This window comes from Gordonia alkaliphila (assembly GCF_023017165.1).
GTDB classification, from domain to species: Bacteria; Actinomycetota; Actinomycetes; order Mycobacteriales; family Mycobacteriaceae; genus Gordonia; species Gordonia alkaliphila.
In genome coordinates, this window is record NZ_JALKBW010000001.1 from 110,828 (window position 1) to 126,796 (window position 15,969).

The window sequence follows — 15,969 nt, forward strand, 5'->3', positions numbered from 1 at the left end:
ACGCTATTCCACGCCGATCTGCAGCAGTTGGCTGGACTGACCGCCGTGGTAGAGCGCGAGCTCGATGCCCGGATACTCCCGGCGCAGGTGGTCCCCGATCCGGTCGCGGGCGTCGTCGCTCAGCTCGGCGCCCGCCAGGATGGTGACCATCTCGCCGCCGGTGGCGAGCATGAGGTCGATCAGCGCGGTCGCGGCTTCCGCCTGCTCCTTGGCGATCACCAGGACGTCGGAGCCGATCAGGCCCAGCGTGTCGCCGATCTCGCAGGTGCCGGCCAGGGTCATCATCTTGCTGTTGGAGCGACGTAACGACCCCCAGCGCGTGGCGGCGGCGGCCTCGGCCATCGCGAACGCATCCACGTCCGGCGACTCTCCCGGATCGTGCACGGCCAGCGCCGACAGGCACTGCACCATCGACAACGTCGGGATGAACACGAGTGACCGCAGCGCCGACCGCGCCTTGGCGCCGACCGACACCAGATCGGCCGAGGCGATCATGCCGTTGCCCATGACGATCGTGTGCGCGCTGTCGGCGGAGCGGATCGCCTCGGCGACCATCGCCGGGTGCACGCCGTGATCGGTGCGGACCACCGCGGCGCCGGCGGCGGTGAACAACTCCTGCGAGCCGTCGCCCTGCGCCAGGACCAGCACCGCGCGCTTGTTCCGCGGCGGCGGCTCGTTGGCCCCGGGCCTGCTGCGGTGGTCGTCGAGCAGGAAGCAGCTGATGCGGATCTCCCGCACCTCCCCCAACCGCAGACCGGCTTCGATCGCGGCGCCCGGTTCATCGGTGTGCACGTGCACCGAGAACTGCTCGGCCGCCGTCGAACTGTCGCCGACGATCACCACCGAATCGCCCAGGTCGTCCAGCTCGGTGCGGAGCGCGCCGATACGGGCGCCATCGGCGGCGGTGAGCAGGTACATCACCTCGAAGTCGGTGTCACCCGAGCCGCTGCACTCTTCGTCGCCGTGACCGACGTGGGCCATCGATCCGCGGTAAGCCCGACGACGGTTCGCCACTCCCGTCACCACGAGCACCATCGCATCCAGCATCACCAGGAAGCCGCGCGCGCCGGCGTCGACGACGCCCGCCTTGGACAGTTCGATCATCTGGTCGGTGGTCGCCTCCAGCGCCACCGCGCATTCGTCGGCCACCGCGCGCACCAGATCGGCGGGCGGACTGGCCACCTCCGCGGCCGCCACGTCGGCGGCCACCTGCAGGAGCGTGAGGACCGTGCCCTCGCGCGGCTCGCTGACCGCGCGCCGCGCCGACAGCGAGGCCAGCCGCAGGCCGTTGATCACCAGCCGGTTGAAGCTGGCGTCCTGTTCGGCGGCGGCCAGATCGGACGCGTCGGCCAGTCCCATCAGGATCTGCGACAGGATGATCCCGGAGTTGCCGCGTGCGTTGGCGACGCCGCCGTCGGCCAGCGAGCGCGTCACGATGCTCAAGGCGGCGTCGGCGTCCACCGAGTCCAGAGCCGCGGCGGCCCCGGCCATGGTGAAGGCCATGTTGCTGCCGGTGTCGGCGTCCGGGATCGGGAAGACGTTGAGATCGTTGATCTCGGCGCGCTGCGCCTCCAAACCGGTCGCGCAGGCATACGCCCAGTCCCGAATCAGCCCGGGATTCACCGGCACCGACTCCCCGATCCGTCGCACGGCACGACCCCTTCCTCACCACCCGGCGTCCGGCACCGCACCGGAGTCCCCGTCACCGGCCCGCAATCTACGGTCGACCGGGACGGTGTTCGTCCCTGAGATTACGCGGCCCCGGTGACACGGACCATCCGCGGCCGCACTGTCGGCCGACCGGCCCACGCCGCGAGGCCGTGGCGTCGCGATTTGTCACCGAGCCCGTCGGACGGTTAATCTTGGTGGGTTGCCTGTCACCGCGGCTCTTCGCTGCGCATGCGACAGGTGAGTACCACTAGACATTTACAACCAAGGGAGTTCGACATGGCTGCCGTTTGTGACATTTGCGGCAAGGGCCCCGGCTTCGGCAAGTCGGTCTCGCACTCGCACCGCCGTACCAACCGTCGCTGGAACCCGAACATCCAGTCGGTCCGCGTTGCGCTTGCCTCCGGGAACAAGACCCGCAAGAACGTCTGCACCTCGTGCCTGAAGGCAGGTAAGGCCGTCTCGGCGTAACCGCCGCACGAAGCACGACCACCGCCGCTCGGCCTCGCGCCGAGCGGCGGTTCGTCGTCTGCGGACCGGGCAGGTACCGCCCGCGACCGATCACCCCTCCCCCGTCCCGAGCGTCCGCTCGGCCCACGCCGTTAGAGTGTCGGTTATGAGCGATGAACTGACCACCCTTCACGACGACGGCGTCCTCGAGATCGCCGTCTCCCTCGAGTCCGCGGGCAACTCCCTCGACGGCGGCGCCATCGTGGCGGGCACCGAAGCCCTGCACGAGGTGATGCGCGGCCACCGCAAAGCCCGCGCGATCCTGCTGACCGGCAAGGGCCGCAACTTCTGCGCCGGCGGCAACGTGGCCCACTTCGGGGCGGCCGACGACCGTCGCCAGTTTCTGCGCGGCCTCGCCCACGACCTCAACAGCTTCGTCTCCGCGCTGTACGCCACCTCGCTGCCGACCGTTGCCGCCGTCCACGGCTGGGCCGCCGGTGCCGGAATGAGCCTGGCCCTGCACGCCGACTTCGCCGTCGGCGAGCCCGGCACCCACCTGCGCCCCGCCTACCCGGGCATCGGCCTCTCCCCGGACGGCGGCATGTCCTGGCTGCTGCCGCGCATCGTGGGTCTGGCCCGCGCCCGCACCATCCTGATGCGCGACGAAGTCCTCGACGCACAGACGGCCCTGGACCTCACGCTGCTCAGCGAACTGGTCGAGTCAGGCCAGGTCTACCCGCGGGCCCGCGCGATCGCCGCCGATCTCGCGAACGGACCGACCGGCGCCTATGCGGCGATCCGGTCGCTGCTGATGACCGCGTCGTCCAACACGCTGGCCGAGCACGTCGTGGCCGAGGCCGATTCCATCGCCGATCTCGCGATCACCGGTGAGGGTGTGGAAGGCGTCAACGCCTTCCTCGCCAAGCGGGCCCCGGACTTCCCGAGCGCCCGTCAGTCCTAGGGCAGGCGCCAGTCGACGGGGTCCGCACCGAGGTCGAGGAGCTCCTCGTTCACCCGGCTGAACGGCCGTGACCCGAAGAAGCCCCGCGATGCCGACAGCGGCGACGGATGCGGCGAGGTGATCACCGGAACGTCCGGCAGCCACTGCTCGGCCTGCCGGGCGTCGTTGCCCCAGAGGATCGCAGCGAGCGGCTCGTCCCGCGCCGCCAGGGCACGGATCGCGCACTCGGTGACCGTCTCCCACCCCTTGCCGCGGTGCGACCCGGCCTCACCGGGCTGCACCGTCAGCACCCGGTTCAGCAGCAGCACGCCTTCGCGCGTCCACGGCGTCAGATCGCCGTTGGCCGGCATCGGGTAGCCGAGGTCGTCGCAGTACTCCTTGTAGATGTTGGCCAGCGACCGCGGGATCGGCGTCAGCTCGGGCTCCACCGAGAAGCTCAACCCCACGGCATGTCCGGCCGACGGGTACGGGTCCTGCCCGACGATGAGGACGCGGACGTCGTCGAACGGCTGCAGGAAGGCGCGGAGCACGTTCTTGCCGGCCGGGAAGTAGCCGCGACCGGCCGCGTTCTCGGCGCGCAGGAACTGCCCCATCTCGGCGATGAGTTCCTCCACCGGCGCCAGCGCCTGCGCCCAGCCGGGATCGATCAGTTCGCTCAGCGGCGCCATCAGTCGAGCCTCCGCAGTTCCCGGGCGTAGTACTGGGCGTTCTGGAAGTACAGTTCCACGTTGCCGACGACGTGCCCTTCGGCCACCTCGACGCCCTCGCGCACCTTGGCCGGCACGCCGACCGCCATCGCGCGGGGCGGGATCTCGGTGTTGTAGGGCACCACCGCGCCGGCCCCGACCACGCTCCCCGACCCGATCGTCGAACCGTTGAGGACCACCGATCCGGAGGCGATCAGGCAGTCGTCGCCGATCACCGCGCCCTCGATGTGTGCGTTGTGGCCCACCACGCAGCCGGCGCCGATCACCGTCGGGTCCTTGAACGTGCAGTGAATGACGGTCCCGTCCTGGATGTTGGTGCGGGCCCCGATCGTGATCGAGCCGTAGTCGCCGCGCAGCACCGCGCCCGGCCACACCGAGACGCCGTCGCCGAGCGTCACGTCACCGATCACGGTCGCGTCCGGATGGACGTAGGCGTCCTTGCCGAGTCGAGGTTCGCGCTCACCGAGTGCATATACAGCCATGCGTCGATCTAACCATCGACCTTCCGCGCCGGTCGCCGCGGCAACACTCAGTTGCTGCCGAAATCCAAGGGGGCGGCGGGCAATTGGGCCATCAGCCCGGAGATGTCGGTGAGCGGACCGTTGCCCGCCGCCTTCGGCACCCACACCGCGACGTAGGGACGACGATCCACCAGCACGTAGGCCTGGCCCCGCTCCTCATCGGTGTCGGTGATGAACCACTGCGTCGGATTGATCACCTGCAGGCCACTACTCGGCGCCAGCGCTTCCGGCCGCGCGACCCCGCACTTGAACACCAGCGGATCGCCCTCGCCGTCGACCGACGACGTCCACCGCACGGTGTCGCCGTCGATCTCGCGGCCGCCGAAGTCGCCGAACGATTCCGGCAACTTCGCAATCAGCGGTCCGCAGGCCGCCGCATCCTGTTCGACGGTGGCATAGGAATCGACCGGCGTCATCACCTGCTCGCTGTTCTTGAACACCGCGAAGACGATGAAGCCGGCCAGCACCATCGCCGGAATCGCGACCAGCGTCGCGATCAGGGCCGGGCTCAGCCGCGTGGGCTCGTCTGCGGGCGATTCGGCGTCGTCGCGCTGGTCATTGGCGGGCGTGGCGTCCTCTTCCGTCATGCCACGAGCCTATCGAGGCGTAAGGTCGGCGCCGTGCAGACGGTGGGCGAGGTGGGTGAGCGGGCGATGATCGCCCTGTTCACCGCGGCAGCGGCGGAACGCGACGATACCGGCGGCGACGTGGTGATCGGATCCGGCGACGACGCCGCGGTACTGGCAGGTGCGGGCCCGGTGGTGGTCAGCACCGACACCGCGGTGGCCGGTCGGCACTTTCGCTTCGATTGGTCGACGCCCGAGCAGATCGGTGCGCGGGCGGTGGTCCAGAGCGCGGCCGACATCGCCGCCATGGGCGGCGCGCTGAGCGGGCTCGTGGTGTCGATCGGATGTCCGCCGCAGACCCCGGTCGATCGGGTGCTCGCGCTCAACGAGGGCATGGTGGCCCAGACCCATCGGTTCGGCGGGCGGGTCCTCGGCGGCGACCTGGTGTCCGCACCGGTCGTCGTCTTGACGGTCACCTCGCTCGGCACGCTCGACGGCGTCGCACCGGTGACGCTGTCCGGCGCCCGCAGCGGGGACGAGCTCGCGGTGAGCGGACGGCTGGGCGGCGCGGCGGCCGGGCTGGCCGTCCTGTCCGCCGTCGAACACGGCGCCGATCCCGTACTCGCGCAACGCTTCTCAACTCTCGTCGAGCGGTACCGGCTGCCACAGCCGGACCTCACCCAGGGGCCGATCGCCGCCCGCGCCGGCGCGGACGCCATGACCGACATCTCCGACGGCCTCGTGGAGGAGATCGTCACGATGGCCGATGCGTCCGGGTTAGGCGTCGACGTGGACTCGGCGGCGTTGCCCCGACCGAACGGGCTCGACGCGCTGGCCGCCGAACTCGGGGTGGACCCGATCCGCTGGGCGCTCGCCGGCGGCGAGGATCACGAACTGCTCGCCGCCTTCGCCCCCGGCACGACGCCCGCGGGCTGGACGGTGATCGGGACGGTGGGCCGGCGCGGCGGCGGCGCCACCGTCGACGGACGGCCGGTCGGCGACCTGCGGGGCTGGCAGTCGTTCAGCGAAGCCTGATCCCCGCCGTCGATCCCCGCGAGCACGGGCCCCGACGCCGACTCAGTCGATGGCGCCGTAGACCTCGGGTTTGGTGGTGCGCCCGAGCAGCATGCCGACCATGTCCTGCACGTCCAGGCCCTCATGACACACCTGGTACACGGCCTCGGTGAGCGGCATCTCGACGCCGTGCTCGCGCGCCAGGTTCCGCACCGAGCGGCACGACTTCACGCCTTCGGCGACCTGACCGTTGGTGGCCGCCTGCGCTTCTTCCAGGGAGGCGCCCTCCCCGAGTCGTGCGCCGAAGGTCCGGTTGCGCGAGAGCGGCGACGAGCAGGTGGCGACGAGGTCGCCGATGCCGGCCAGACCGGCCAGGGTGGTGATGTCCGCGCCGAGCGCGGTCCCCAACCGGATGGTCTCGGCGAGCCCGCGGGTGATGAGCGTGGCGAGCGTGTTCTCGCCGAATCCCATACCGGCCGCCATGCCGCAGGCCAGCGCGATCACGTTCTTCGCGGCGCCGCCGATCTCGGTTCCGACCACGTCGGTGTTGGTGTACGGACGGAAGTACGACGCCGCGAACGCCTGCTGGATGCGCTGCGCGACGGCCTCGTCGCTGCAGGCGATCACGGTCGCGGCGGGCTGCTCCTCGGCGATCTCGCGGGCCAGGTTGGGACCGGACAGCACGGCGATCTGGCTGTCGTCGAAACCGGTGACTTCCTTGATCACCTGGCTCATGCGGTCGCCGGTGCTGATCTCGACACCCTTGGCCAACGACAGCAGGACGGCGTCGGCGGGCAGGAACTCGCGCCACTGCGTCAGGTTCTCCCGCAGCGACTGCGACGGCACCGCGCACACCACCAGTTCACGCCCGGCCAACGCCTCCTCGACCGACGACACCGCGGTGAGGCCCGACGGCAACGCGATCCCCGGCAGGTAGTCGCCGTTCTCGTGCCGGGTGTTGATCTGCTCGGCGAGTTCCGGACGCCGCGCCCACATCGTCACCTCGTTACCTGCGTCGACCAGAATCTTCGCGACAGCCGTGCCCCACGACCCCGACCCCATGACCACCGCTCGCACTGCATCACTCCTCGCCTGGACCACCGATTGACCACCCACCCTAGTAGTTCGCCACGTCCGGAATCTCCGATCGCGGTAAACGCCCCGGTGCGCGGGCAAGTGCGCCCCGGCGGGCGCGGCGACGGCGGACCGTGCACCATGGACTCCATGTCCGACGGGGTCACGGTGGTGCTCGCACTCAAGGCGCTGCGTCATGCCAAGAGCCGGTTGGGCGACGAGTACCACCCCGCCGCCGACCGCGAGCGTCTCGTCGCCGCGATGTTCGCCGACACCGTCGACGCCGTCCGGTCCGCGGGCCGCCACGACGTCGTCGTGGTGAGTCCCGATCCGCAGGTGCGCGAACTGACTCGCAGCCTCGGTGCCCGCGCGGTCGACGATCCCGGGGGCGGCCTCAACGCGGCCCTCGCCCGCGGCGCCGTCGGCGCGGGCGGCACCGTCGTCTATCTGCAGGCCGACCTGCCCGCCCTGCGCGCCGAGTCGTTCGCCGTGGCCGTGGCGGCCGCCGGGCGGCTTCCGGCCGCCTTCGTCGCCGACCGCCACGGCACCGGCACCGCGTTGCTCACCGTCGCCGCGGGCGCCGCGTTCACCCCGGCCTTCGGGTCCGATTCCGCGGCCGCGCACCGCGCCGCGGGCGCCGTCGAGCTGGATCCGTCCGGCACCCGTTGGCCCGACCTGCGATGCGACGTCGACACCCCGGATGATCTGCGTGCGGCCATCGTGCTGGGCGTCGGCCGACGCACGGATGCGGCGATGCTCGTGGCGCAGTCGGACGCCGCGCACAAACCCGGCGAATAGGGAACAATAGTCCCGTGACTGCCACGGATGAGACCACGGATGCCGCGAATGCGGCGCTTCCGGCCGCGCTGCCCGCTGAGACCGTCGATCCCGGCGAGTCCGCGGATCTCCCCCCGGGGCGCTACTTCAACCGTGAGCTGAGCTGGCTCGATTTCAACTCGCGCGTCCTCGCGCTCGCCGAAGACACGTCGCTCCCCCTCCTGGAGCGGGCCAAGTTCCTCGCCATCTTCGCCTCCAATCTGGACGAGTTCTTCATGGTCCGTGTCGCGGGCCTCAAGCGGCGCGACGAGACCGGACTGTCGGTCCGATCGGCCGACGGCCGGTCGCCGCGCGAGCAGTTGCAGCGCATCGCCTCCCGCACCCAGAAGATCGCCGACCGCCACGCCCGCGTCTTCCTCGACTCGGTGCTGCCCGCCCTCGCCGCGGCCGACGTGCACATCGCGGACTGGGACGACTTGTCCGGCCTGCAGCAGCTGCGCCTCACCGAGTACTTCCAGAACGAGCTGTTCCCGGTCCTCACGCCGCTCGCCGTGGATCCGGCGCACCCGTTCCCCTACATCAGCGGGCTGTCGTTGAACCTCGCCGTGACCGTGCGCGACGGGAACGAGGGCGGCGAACACTTCGCCCGCGTCAAGGTCCCCAACAACATCAACCGCTTCATCCGCGTCGACCATCTGATCCCCGATGAGGGACTGGAAGGCCCCGACGGGCACCGCCCGGCGATCTTCCTGCCGCTGGAGAAGCTGATCGCCGCCAACCTCGAATTCCTGTTCCCGGGCATGCACGTGGTGGAGCATCACGTCTTCCGCGTCACCCGCAACGCGGATTTCGAGGTCGACGAGGACCGCGACGAGGACCTGCTGCAGGCGCTGGAGCGAGAGCTGGCGCGTCGACGCTTCGGTTCGCCGGTGCGCCTCGAGGTGGGCGACGACATGAGCGAGCACATGCTCGAACTGCTGCTCCGCGAACTCGACGTGAATCCGGCCGACGTGATCGGCGTGCCCGGTCTGCTCGACCTGAGCGCCCTGTTCGAGGTGTACGGCGTGGACCGCCCGGCCCTCAAGGAGCGGCCGTTCGTCCCGAAGACGCACCCGGCCTTCGGCGAACGCGAGACGCCCAAGAGCATCTTCGCGACGCTGCAGGAGGGCGACGTGCTGGTACACCACCCCTACGACAGCTTCTCCACCAGCGTGCAACGCTTCATCGAGCAGGCGGCGGCCGATCCGCAGGTCCTCGCGATCAAGCAGACGCTGTACCGCACCTCCGGCGACTCGCCGATCGTCGACGCGCTGATCGACGCGGCCGCGGCCGGCAAGCAGGTGGTGGCCCTCGTCGAGCTGAAGGCGCGTTTCGACGAGCAGGCCAACATCCGGTGGGCGCGCAAGCTGGAGCAGTCCGGCGTCCACGTGGTGTACGGCCTCGTCGGCCTCAAGACCCACTGCAAGACGTGCCTGGTGGTGCGCCGCGAGGGCTCCACCCTGCGCCGCTACTGCCATATCGGCACCGGCAACTACAACCCGAAGACCGCGCGCCTCTACGAGGACGTGGGCCTGTTCACCGCGGCCCCGGAGATCGGCGCCGACCTCACCGACCTGTTCAACACGCTGACCGGCTACTCCCGCAAGAAGGAGTACCGGAACCTGCTGGTGGCCCCGCACGGTATCCGCACCGGGATCATCGAGCGGATCCAGGGCGAGGTGGCGGCGCTACGCAATGGAAACACGTCGGCCCGCATTCAGCTCAAAGCCAACGCTTTGGTCGACGAGCAGGTCATCGACGCGCTGTACCGCGCCTCCCAGGCGGGGGTGCCGGTGGACATCTTCGTCCGCGGCATCTGCGCGCTGCGCCCCGGCGTCCCCGGGCTGAGCGAGAACATCACCGTCCGCTCGATCCTCGGCCAGTTCCTGGAGCATTCGCGCATCCTGGTCTTCGGCGCGGCCGCCGAATACTGGATCGGCAGCGCCGACATGATGCACCGCAACCTGGACCGCCGCGTCGAGGTGATGGTGCAGGTGCGGGATCGACGTCTGACCGCCGACCTGCAAGCCATCTTCGACTCGGCGTTCGACCCGCGCACGCGCTGCTGGGAACTGCAGCCCGACGGCGCCTGGACCGCGTCCCCCGAAGCCGGCGAGGAGGTCCTCGACCACCAGCGGCGGATGGGTCTGCGCAAGCGCGCCTACTCCGAGTCCGGGGTCGGCGCATGAGTTCGACGCCGCGGACCGTGTGGGCGGCCGGCGGCGTCCTGTGGCGCAGCACGCCGCGCGGCGACATCGAAGTGGCCGTAGTCCATCGCCCGCGGTACGACGACTGGTCCCTGCCGAAAGGCAAGGCGCACAACGGTGAACTGCTGATCACCACGGCAGCCCGTGAGATCGCGGAGGAGACCGGCTACGACGGTCGCGTCGGCCGGTACCTCGGCATCGTCGAGTACCCGTTGAAGTCCGGCGTCGATAAGAAGGTCGCCTACTGGTCGATCGCGGCGTCGAGCGGCCGCTTCGTCGCCAACCACGAGACCGACGACGTCCAGTGGCTGTCGATCGCCGGTGCCGCGCGCACGGTGTCGTACCCGGCCGACCGCACGATCCTGGAGTCCTTCGCCGAGCACCCCGCCGGCCGACTGCACCAGCTGGTCGTCGTCCGGCACGCCACGGCCGGCCACCGATCGCACTCCAAGGACGATCACCTCCGACCGCTCGACGACAACGGCGAACAGCAGGCCCGCGCCCTGGCACCGTTGCTCGGGCTCTTCGGCGCCGCGCACCTGCACGCCGCCGATCGCCTGCGCTGCGTTCAGACACTGATTCCGCTGTCGCAGGAACTGCGCACCGACATCGTCGTCGAACCCGCGCTGACCGAAGAAGCCTGCGCCACCGACTTCGCCGCGTCCTATGCGCGGCTCCGTGAACTCGCCGCACCGGTCTCCGGGGTGCGGGTGATCTGCAGCCAGGGCAAGGCGATCCGTCCGCTGCTGAAGCGATGGGCCGCCGACGCCACGATCACCCTGCCGTCGACGCGCACCCGTAAAGCCGCCACCTGGATGCTGACCCTGAACGGCGCCGACCTGGTCCAGGCCGACTACCTGCCGAGCCCGTTGGGCGACACGAACGGACACTGACCGGGCCGCCGGTCGTGCGCCCCCGCCCGCGAACCGGGTGGCGCCCTACTTCGCCGGCGTCGCCTTCGTCGCGGTCTTCTTGGCCGCTGTGGCCTTCTTGGCCGCTGTGGTCTTCTTGGCCGCTGTGGTCTTCTTGGCCGCTGTGGTCTGCTTGGCCGCTGTGGTCTTCTTGGCCGCTGTGGTCTTCGCGGCGGTGCTCTTCTTGGCAGCGGTGCTCTTCTTCGCCGCTGTGGTCTTCTTCGCGGCCGTGGTCTTCGTGGCCATGGGCTTCTTCGCCGCCGTGGTCTTCGTGGCCGCGGTCTTCTTGGCCGGAGCCGCCTTCTTCGCGGTGGTCGTCTTCTTCGCCGGGGGCGTCTTGGTGGCGGACGTCGCCTTCTTCGCCGCCGTAGTCTTCTTCGCAGCGGTCTTGGTCGCAGCGGTCTTCGTGGCACTGGCCTTCTTCGCGGCGGTCTTCTTCGCGGCGGTCTTCGTGGCAGTGGCTTTCTTGGCGGCGGTATTCTTCGCGGGCGCCTTGCCGTCGGCCGCAGCGGTGGTCCGTTTGACGGCCGGTTCGCCCGCCTTCAGTCGACGGCGGCCGGCGATGATCTCCTTGAACTGGGCACCCGGGCGGAAGGCCGGAATGTTGGTGGCCCGCACCTTCACCGTCTCGCCGGTACGTGGGTTGCGCGCGACTCGCGGTGCGCGACGGCGCTTTTCGAAGACACCGAACCCGGTGATGGTGACGCTTTCGCCCTTGTTCACCGCACGGACGATGGTGTCGATCAGGGTCTCCACCGCCTCCGTGGCGGTCTTGCGGTCGGCATCGAGGCGCTTGGTCAGCTCTTCGATGAGTTGGGCCTTGTTCATGCGTTCCTCCGCGTGTTGGATTCACAAGCCGGACCGGCTGGTCCTCACGGTAAACGCCTCTCCGCACCGTCGGGGCGCATAAAGAGAAATCCTCACCACCCGAATCAGGTTCGGGCGGTGAGGATTTCTGGTAAGCGTCCGTTCAGTGCCGACGACGCGCGGGCGTCCGCGCGATCAGGGCAGCGTCACGGGCAGAAAGCTCGGCCGCTTCTTCTCGAACTCGCCGATCGCATCCACTTCGCGCAGGGTGAGACCGATGTCGTCGAGCCCCTCCATCAGGCGCCAGCGGGTGTAGTCGTCGATCTGCAGCGGCACCACGAGATCGCCCGCGGTCACGGTGCGGGTCTCGAGATCCACGGTCAGTTCCAGGCCGGGCTCGGCTTCCAGCCGCTTCCACAGCAGCTCGACGTCGTCCTGATTCACTTGTGCCGCAACGAGTCCCGCCTTGCCGGAGTTGCCGCGGAAGATGTCGGCGAAACGCGAGGAGATCACCACGCGGAAGCCGAAATCCATGAGTGCCCAGACGGCGTGCTCGCGCGAGGAGCCGGTACCGAAGTCGGGACCGGCCACCAGGACCGAGCCCTTGCTCCACGGCTCGTTGTTGAGGATGAAGTCCGGGTCGCCGCGCCAAGCGGCGAACAGTCCGTCCTCGAAACCGGTGCGGGTGACCCGCTTGAGGTAGACCGCCGGGATGATCTGGTCGGTGTCGACGTTGCTGCGCTGCAACGCAACTCCGATACCGGTGTGCTTGACGATGGGTTCCATGAGCGTCTTTCTCTTCTCGAACTTCAGACGAGGTCGGCGGGTGAGGACAGCGTGCCGCGCACCGCGGTGGCGGCGGCGACCGCAGGCGAGACGAGGTGCGTGCGACCGCCCTTGCCTTGTCGCCCTTCGAAATTGCGGTTCGACGTCGACGCGCAACGGTCGCCCGGCGACAGCTGATCGGGGTTCATGCCGAGGCACATCGAGCAGCCCGCCATCCGCCATTCGGCGCCGGCGGCGTCGAAGACCTCGCCGAGGCCTTCTTCGTCGGCCTGGGCGCGCACCTGCATCGAGCCGGGCACGATCAGCATGCGCACGCCGTCGGCCACCTTGCGGCCCTTGAGGACCTCGGCCACCGCGCGCAGATCCTCCATGCGCCCGTTGGTGCACGAGCCGACGAAGACGGTGTTGACGGCCACCTCGCGCAGCGGCATGCCGGCCGTCAGGTCCATGTACTCCAGCGCGCGGGCGGCGGCCAGCGCTTCGGTCTCGTCGACGATGTCGGCGGGGTCGGGCACGTTGGCGCCCAGCGGCAGCCCCTGGCCCGGGTTGGTGCCCCAGGTGATGAACGGGGTGAGCGTCGACGCGTCGATGTGGACTTCGCGGTCGTAGACCGCGCCCTCGTCGGTGCGCAGGCTGTCCCAGTACTCGACGGCGCGATCCCACTCCTCGCCGGCCGGCGCGTGCGGGCGGCCTTCGAGGTAGTCGTAGGTCACCCGGTCCGGTGCGATCATGCCCGCGCGGGCGCCGGCCTCGATCGACATGTTGCAGATGGTCATCCGGGCTTCCATCGAGAGCTTCTCGATGGCCGAGCCGCGGTACTCCAGGACGTGGCCCTGACCGCCGCCGGTGCCGATCTCGGCGATGATCGCCAGGATCAGGTCCTTGGCGGTGACGCCGTCGGGCAGCTCACCGTCGACGTTGATGGCCATGGTCTTGAACGGACGCAGCGACAGCGTCTGGGTGGCCATCACGTGCTCCACCTCGGAGGTGCCGATGCCCATGGCGATCGCGCCGAAGGCGCCGTGGGTGGAGGTGTGGCTGTCGCCGCACACCACGGTCATGCCGGGCTGGGTGAGCCCCAGCTGCGGGCCGACGACGTGCACAATGCCCTGCTCGGCGTCGCCCATCGGGTACAGGCGGACCCCGAACTCGGCGCAGTTGCGGCGCAGCGTCTCCACTTGCAGCGCCGAGACCTGGTCGGCGATCGGGCTGTAGATGTCGACGGTCGGGACGTTGTGGTCCTCGGTCGCGATGGTGAGGTCGGGGCGACGCAGCTCGCGGCCGGCCACGCGGAGGCCGTCGAAGGCCTGCGGACTGGTGACCTCGTGCACCAGGTGCAGGTCGATGTAGATCAGGTCCGGCGCGGTCTCACCGTTGTCGTCGACCTTTCCAGGCACCACCACGTGGGCGTCCCAGACCTTCTCGGCCAGCGTGCGGGGCACGCCGGCTGCTGCTGACTGCGTCATGAGCATGCTCGACTTTCACGTCTTACCCGGTCCACCGGCTTCGGGGCTGTCGCCCGAGCGGACTGGCAATCTCAATATATGGACGGCTAATATCGCCGTATGAGAAATACTAGCGGAATCGGCGTCCTAGACAAATCGGTGCTGGTCCTGCAGACGCTCGCCCAGCAGCCGTGCAATCTCGCCGAACTCACCGAGGCCACCGGCCTCCCCCGCGCTACCGCGCATCGCCTGGCCGTCGGCCTCGAGACCCACCACCTGCTGGCCCGCGACACGACCGGGCGCTGGGTGCCCGGTCCGGCCCTGCACAGCCTCGCCGCGGCCGCGCCGGACATCCTGCTACAGGCCGCTCTGCCCCTGCTGCCGGGGCTGCAGCAGACCACCGGCGAGTCGGTGCAGCTCTACCGCCGCGAAGGACGCGAGCGCGTGTGCATCGCGGCCGTCGAACCGCCGACCGGACTCCGCGACACCGTGCCCGTCGGTTCGCGACTGCCGATGAGCGCAGGCTCGGCGGCCCGGGTGCTCGCTGCCTTCGCCCCGCCCGAGGCCCGCACCGACCTCCTGGTCGACGCCGGCTTCACCGAGCGGGCGCTGACCGAGGTGCGCAAGCGCGGCTGGGCGCACAGCGCCGGGGAACGCGCCGACGGCGTCGCCAGCGTGTCGGCGCCGGTGCACGACAGCACCGGCGAGGTGATCGCCGCGGTGTCGGTCTCCGGGCCGATCGACCGGATGGGTCGTCGTCCCGGCGAACGCTGGGCGGGCGACCTCGTCGACGCCGCCACCCGCATCGGCGCACGACTGGCCCCGCCGCTGCGCTAGCGTCGCCCTATGGGAACCAAGCAGCGGACTCAGATCGTCATGTCCGACGACGAGATCACCGACTTCATCCACCGCAACCGCACCGCCACCCTCGCCACCGTCGGCGCCGACGGTCAGCCGCACCTCGTCGCCATGTGGTTCGGCGTGGCCGAGGGCGACGGCCCCCTGCCCGAGCTGTGGTTCGAGACCAAGGCCAAGTCGCAGAAGGCCGTGAACCTGGCCCGCGACGCCCGCCTGACCGTGATGATCGAGGACGGCCTCACCTACGACACGCTCCGCGGCGTCGCCATCGAGGGCACCGCGGAGATCTTCGACGACGCCGACACCTGCCTGCAGACGGGTATCAGCGTCTGGGAGCGCTACAACGGGCCGTACACCGACGAACTGCGCCCCGCCGTCGAGGCGATGATGCACAAGCGCGTCGCGGTGCGCGTGGTGCCGCAGCGGGTCCGGTCCTGGGACCACCGCAAGCTGAACCTCCCCGAGCTCCCGCTCGCCGGCAGCACCGCCCAGTTCTACAGCTGAACCCTCGACAGGCTCGGGACGGCGCCCTACGACAGGTTCAGGGCTGCGCCCTACGACGGGCTCGGGGAGGCGCCCTTCGACAGGCTCGGGGAGTGGGCGGGAAGCTCAGGGAGCGGGGAGCCGGGGTCGCTCCGATACGAAAGGGCCCACTCGCTTCGAGTAGCCCCGACGGGACTCCGTCGCTTCGCTCCTCCTCGAATCGCTGTGCTGAATATACAAATGAGGAAGACCCCCGGATCGCTATGCGATCCGGGGGTCTTCCTCCTTTGTAGCCCCGACGGGATTCGAACCCGCGCTACCGCCTTGAGAGGGCGGCGTCCTAGGCCGCTAGACGACGGGGCCCTAGAACATGCCGACGTGAGCCGGCTATTCGGTTGTGAGGCGCACAGGTATCCCTGTACATCTCGCTGGGGTACCAGGACTCGAACCTAGAATGGCGGTACCAGAAACCGCTGTGTTGCCAATTACACCATACCCCAAGGGTTTTCCCGGAACTTCCGCAGCGAACTCGCTGCGTCGTTCCGAACCGAGAAGAAGATTACCAACACACCACCCCTAAACTACAAATCGTGTGGTCAGAGGGGGTAAATCTGGCCTCAACGACAATCGGCGGCAGGCGATCGCACGGCATCGAGGCGCACTCACCGTGCCCGGCCGACATACCGCGGGACCGA

Annotated in this window: 16 protein-coding genes and 2 tRNA genes; 8 read left to right on the plus strand and 10 right to left on the minus strand. The window is 69.6% G+C overall.

Annotated features, from left to right (window positions below):
- Nucleotides 1-3: 3 nt before the first annotated feature.
- Nucleotides 4-1,650, minus strand: coding sequence for a DAK2 domain-containing protein (locus MUG78_RS00540; RefSeq protein ID WP_246991230.1), 1,647 nt, complete (start codon nt 1,648-1,650; stop codon nt 4-6).
- 297 nt (nt 1,651-1,947) lie between these two features.
- On the opposite strand from MUG78_RS00540, the gene rpmB reads away from it, so the two are divergent.
- On the plus strand, nt 1,948-2,139 hold the full coding sequence (gene rpmB, locus MUG78_RS00545) for a 50S ribosomal protein L28 (protein ID WP_246991232.1): 192 nt from the start codon (nt 1,948-1,950) through the stop codon (nt 2,137-2,139).
- Between the two features lie 145 nt (nt 2,140-2,284).
- Nucleotides 2,285-3,079, plus strand: coding sequence for an enoyl-CoA hydratase/isomerase family protein (locus MUG78_RS00550; protein WP_246991234.1), 795 nt, complete (start codon nt 2,285-2,287; stop codon nt 3,077-3,079).
- On the opposite strand, the gene MUG78_RS00555 is transcribed toward MUG78_RS00550, so the two are convergent.
- From MUG78_RS00555 to MUG78_RS00565, 3 genes are read right to left on the minus strand one after another with little or no spacing between them, the layout of a single operon-like run.
- Nucleotides 3,076-3,747: a uracil-DNA glycosylase gene (locus MUG78_RS00555; protein WP_246991236.1), complete on the minus strand. Its 672-nt coding sequence runs from the start codon at nt 3,745-3,747 to the stop codon at nt 3,076-3,078. The genes MUG78_RS00550 and MUG78_RS00555 overlap by 4 nt on opposite strands.
- Nucleotides 3,747-4,268, minus strand: a complete 522-nt coding sequence (locus tag MUG78_RS00560; RefSeq protein WP_246991238.1) for a gamma carbonic anhydrase family protein — start codon at nt 4,266-4,268, stop codon at nt 3,747-3,749. Before MUG78_RS00560 ends, MUG78_RS00555 begins: the two co-directional genes overlap by 1 nt.
- 47 nt (nt 4,269-4,315) lie before the next feature.
- Complete coding sequence (locus tag MUG78_RS00565; protein WP_246991240.1) at nt 4,316-4,894, minus strand: DUF3515 domain-containing protein; 579 nt, start codon at nt 4,892-4,894, stop codon at nt 4,316-4,318.
- A gap of 33 nt (nt 4,895-4,927) precedes the next feature.
- Between MUG78_RS00565 and MUG78_RS00570 the strand changes: the two genes are divergently transcribed.
- A complete protein-coding gene (locus tag MUG78_RS00570) occupies nt 4,928-5,908 on the plus strand; it encodes a thiamine-phosphate kinase (protein WP_372493069.1) in 981 nt (326 codons plus the stop codon).
- 42 nt (nt 5,909-5,950) lie between these two features.
- Here the strand turns inward: MUG78_RS00570 and MUG78_RS00575 are convergent, their stop codons facing one another.
- Nucleotides 5,951-6,964, minus strand: coding sequence for an NAD(P)H-dependent glycerol-3-phosphate dehydrogenase (locus MUG78_RS00575; RefSeq protein ID WP_246991242.1), 1,014 nt, complete (start codon nt 6,962-6,964; stop codon nt 5,951-5,953).
- 147 nt (nt 6,965-7,111) lie between these two features.
- Between MUG78_RS00575 and cofC the strand changes: the two genes are divergently transcribed.
- Genes cofC through MUG78_RS00590 form a run of 3 tightly spaced genes read left to right on the plus strand, consistent with a single transcriptional unit; the run spans nt 7,112 to nt 10,877 of the window.
- Nucleotides 7,112-7,759: a 2-phospho-L-lactate guanylyltransferase gene (gene cofC, locus MUG78_RS00580; protein WP_246991244.1), complete on the plus strand. Its 648-nt coding sequence runs from the start codon at nt 7,112-7,114 to the stop codon at nt 7,757-7,759.
- Nucleotides 7,760-7,773: 14 nt separating this feature from the next.
- Nucleotides 7,774-9,966, plus strand: coding sequence for an RNA degradosome polyphosphate kinase (locus MUG78_RS00585; RefSeq protein ID WP_246991246.1), 2,193 nt, complete (start codon nt 7,774-7,776; stop codon nt 9,964-9,966).
- Nucleotides 9,963-10,877 (plus strand): NUDIX hydrolase, encoded by a 915-nt coding sequence (locus MUG78_RS00590; RefSeq protein WP_246991248.1) that lies wholly within the window; start codon nt 9,963-9,965, stop codon nt 10,875-10,877. Before MUG78_RS00585 ends, MUG78_RS00590 begins: the two co-directional genes overlap by 4 nt.
- 45 nt (nt 10,878-10,922) lie before the next feature.
- On the opposite strand, the gene MUG78_RS00595 is transcribed toward MUG78_RS00590, so the two are convergent.
- The 3 genes from MUG78_RS00595 to leuC all read right to left on the minus strand — a co-directional run bounded on the left by MUG78_RS00595 (nt 10,923) and on the right by leuC (nt 13,954).
- Entirely contained in the window at nt 10,923-11,723 is an 801-nt protein-coding gene (locus tag MUG78_RS00595) for an HU family DNA-binding protein (RefSeq protein ID WP_246991250.1), read from the minus strand.
- A gap of 174 nt (nt 11,724-11,897) precedes the next feature.
- A complete protein-coding gene (gene leuD, locus MUG78_RS00600) occupies nt 11,898-12,488 on the minus strand; it encodes a 3-isopropylmalate dehydratase small subunit (RefSeq protein ID WP_246991252.1) in 591 nt (196 codons plus the stop codon).
- A gap of 23 nt (nt 12,489-12,511) precedes the next feature.
- A complete protein-coding gene (leuC, locus tag MUG78_RS00605) occupies nt 12,512-13,954 on the minus strand; it encodes a 3-isopropylmalate dehydratase large subunit (RefSeq protein WP_246991254.1) in 1,443 nt (480 codons plus the stop codon).
- Between the two features lie 99 nt (nt 13,955-14,053).
- On the opposite strand from leuC, the gene MUG78_RS00610 reads away from it, so the two are divergent.
- Nucleotides 14,054-14,770 (plus strand): IclR family transcriptional regulator, encoded by a 717-nt coding sequence (locus tag MUG78_RS00610; protein WP_246991256.1) that lies wholly within the window; start codon nt 14,054-14,056, stop codon nt 14,768-14,770.
- A 9-nt stretch (nt 14,771-14,779) separates the two neighbouring features.
- Nucleotides 14,780-15,295: a pyridoxamine 5'-phosphate oxidase family protein gene (locus MUG78_RS00615; protein ID WP_246991258.1), complete on the plus strand. Its 516-nt coding sequence runs from the start codon at nt 14,780-14,782 to the stop codon at nt 15,293-15,295.
- Nucleotides 15,296-15,564: 269 nt separating this feature from the next.
- On the opposite strand, the gene MUG78_RS00620 is transcribed toward MUG78_RS00615, so the two are convergent.
- Both MUG78_RS00620 and MUG78_RS00625 read right to left on the minus strand, forming a co-directional pair.
- Nucleotides 15,565-15,637: transfer RNA gene (locus MUG78_RS00620), tRNA-Glu, on the minus strand.
- 65 nt (nt 15,638-15,702) lie between these two features.
- Nucleotides 15,703-15,774 (minus strand) — tRNA-Gln (locus MUG78_RS00625).
- Nucleotides 15,775-15,969 lie beyond the last annotated feature (195 nt).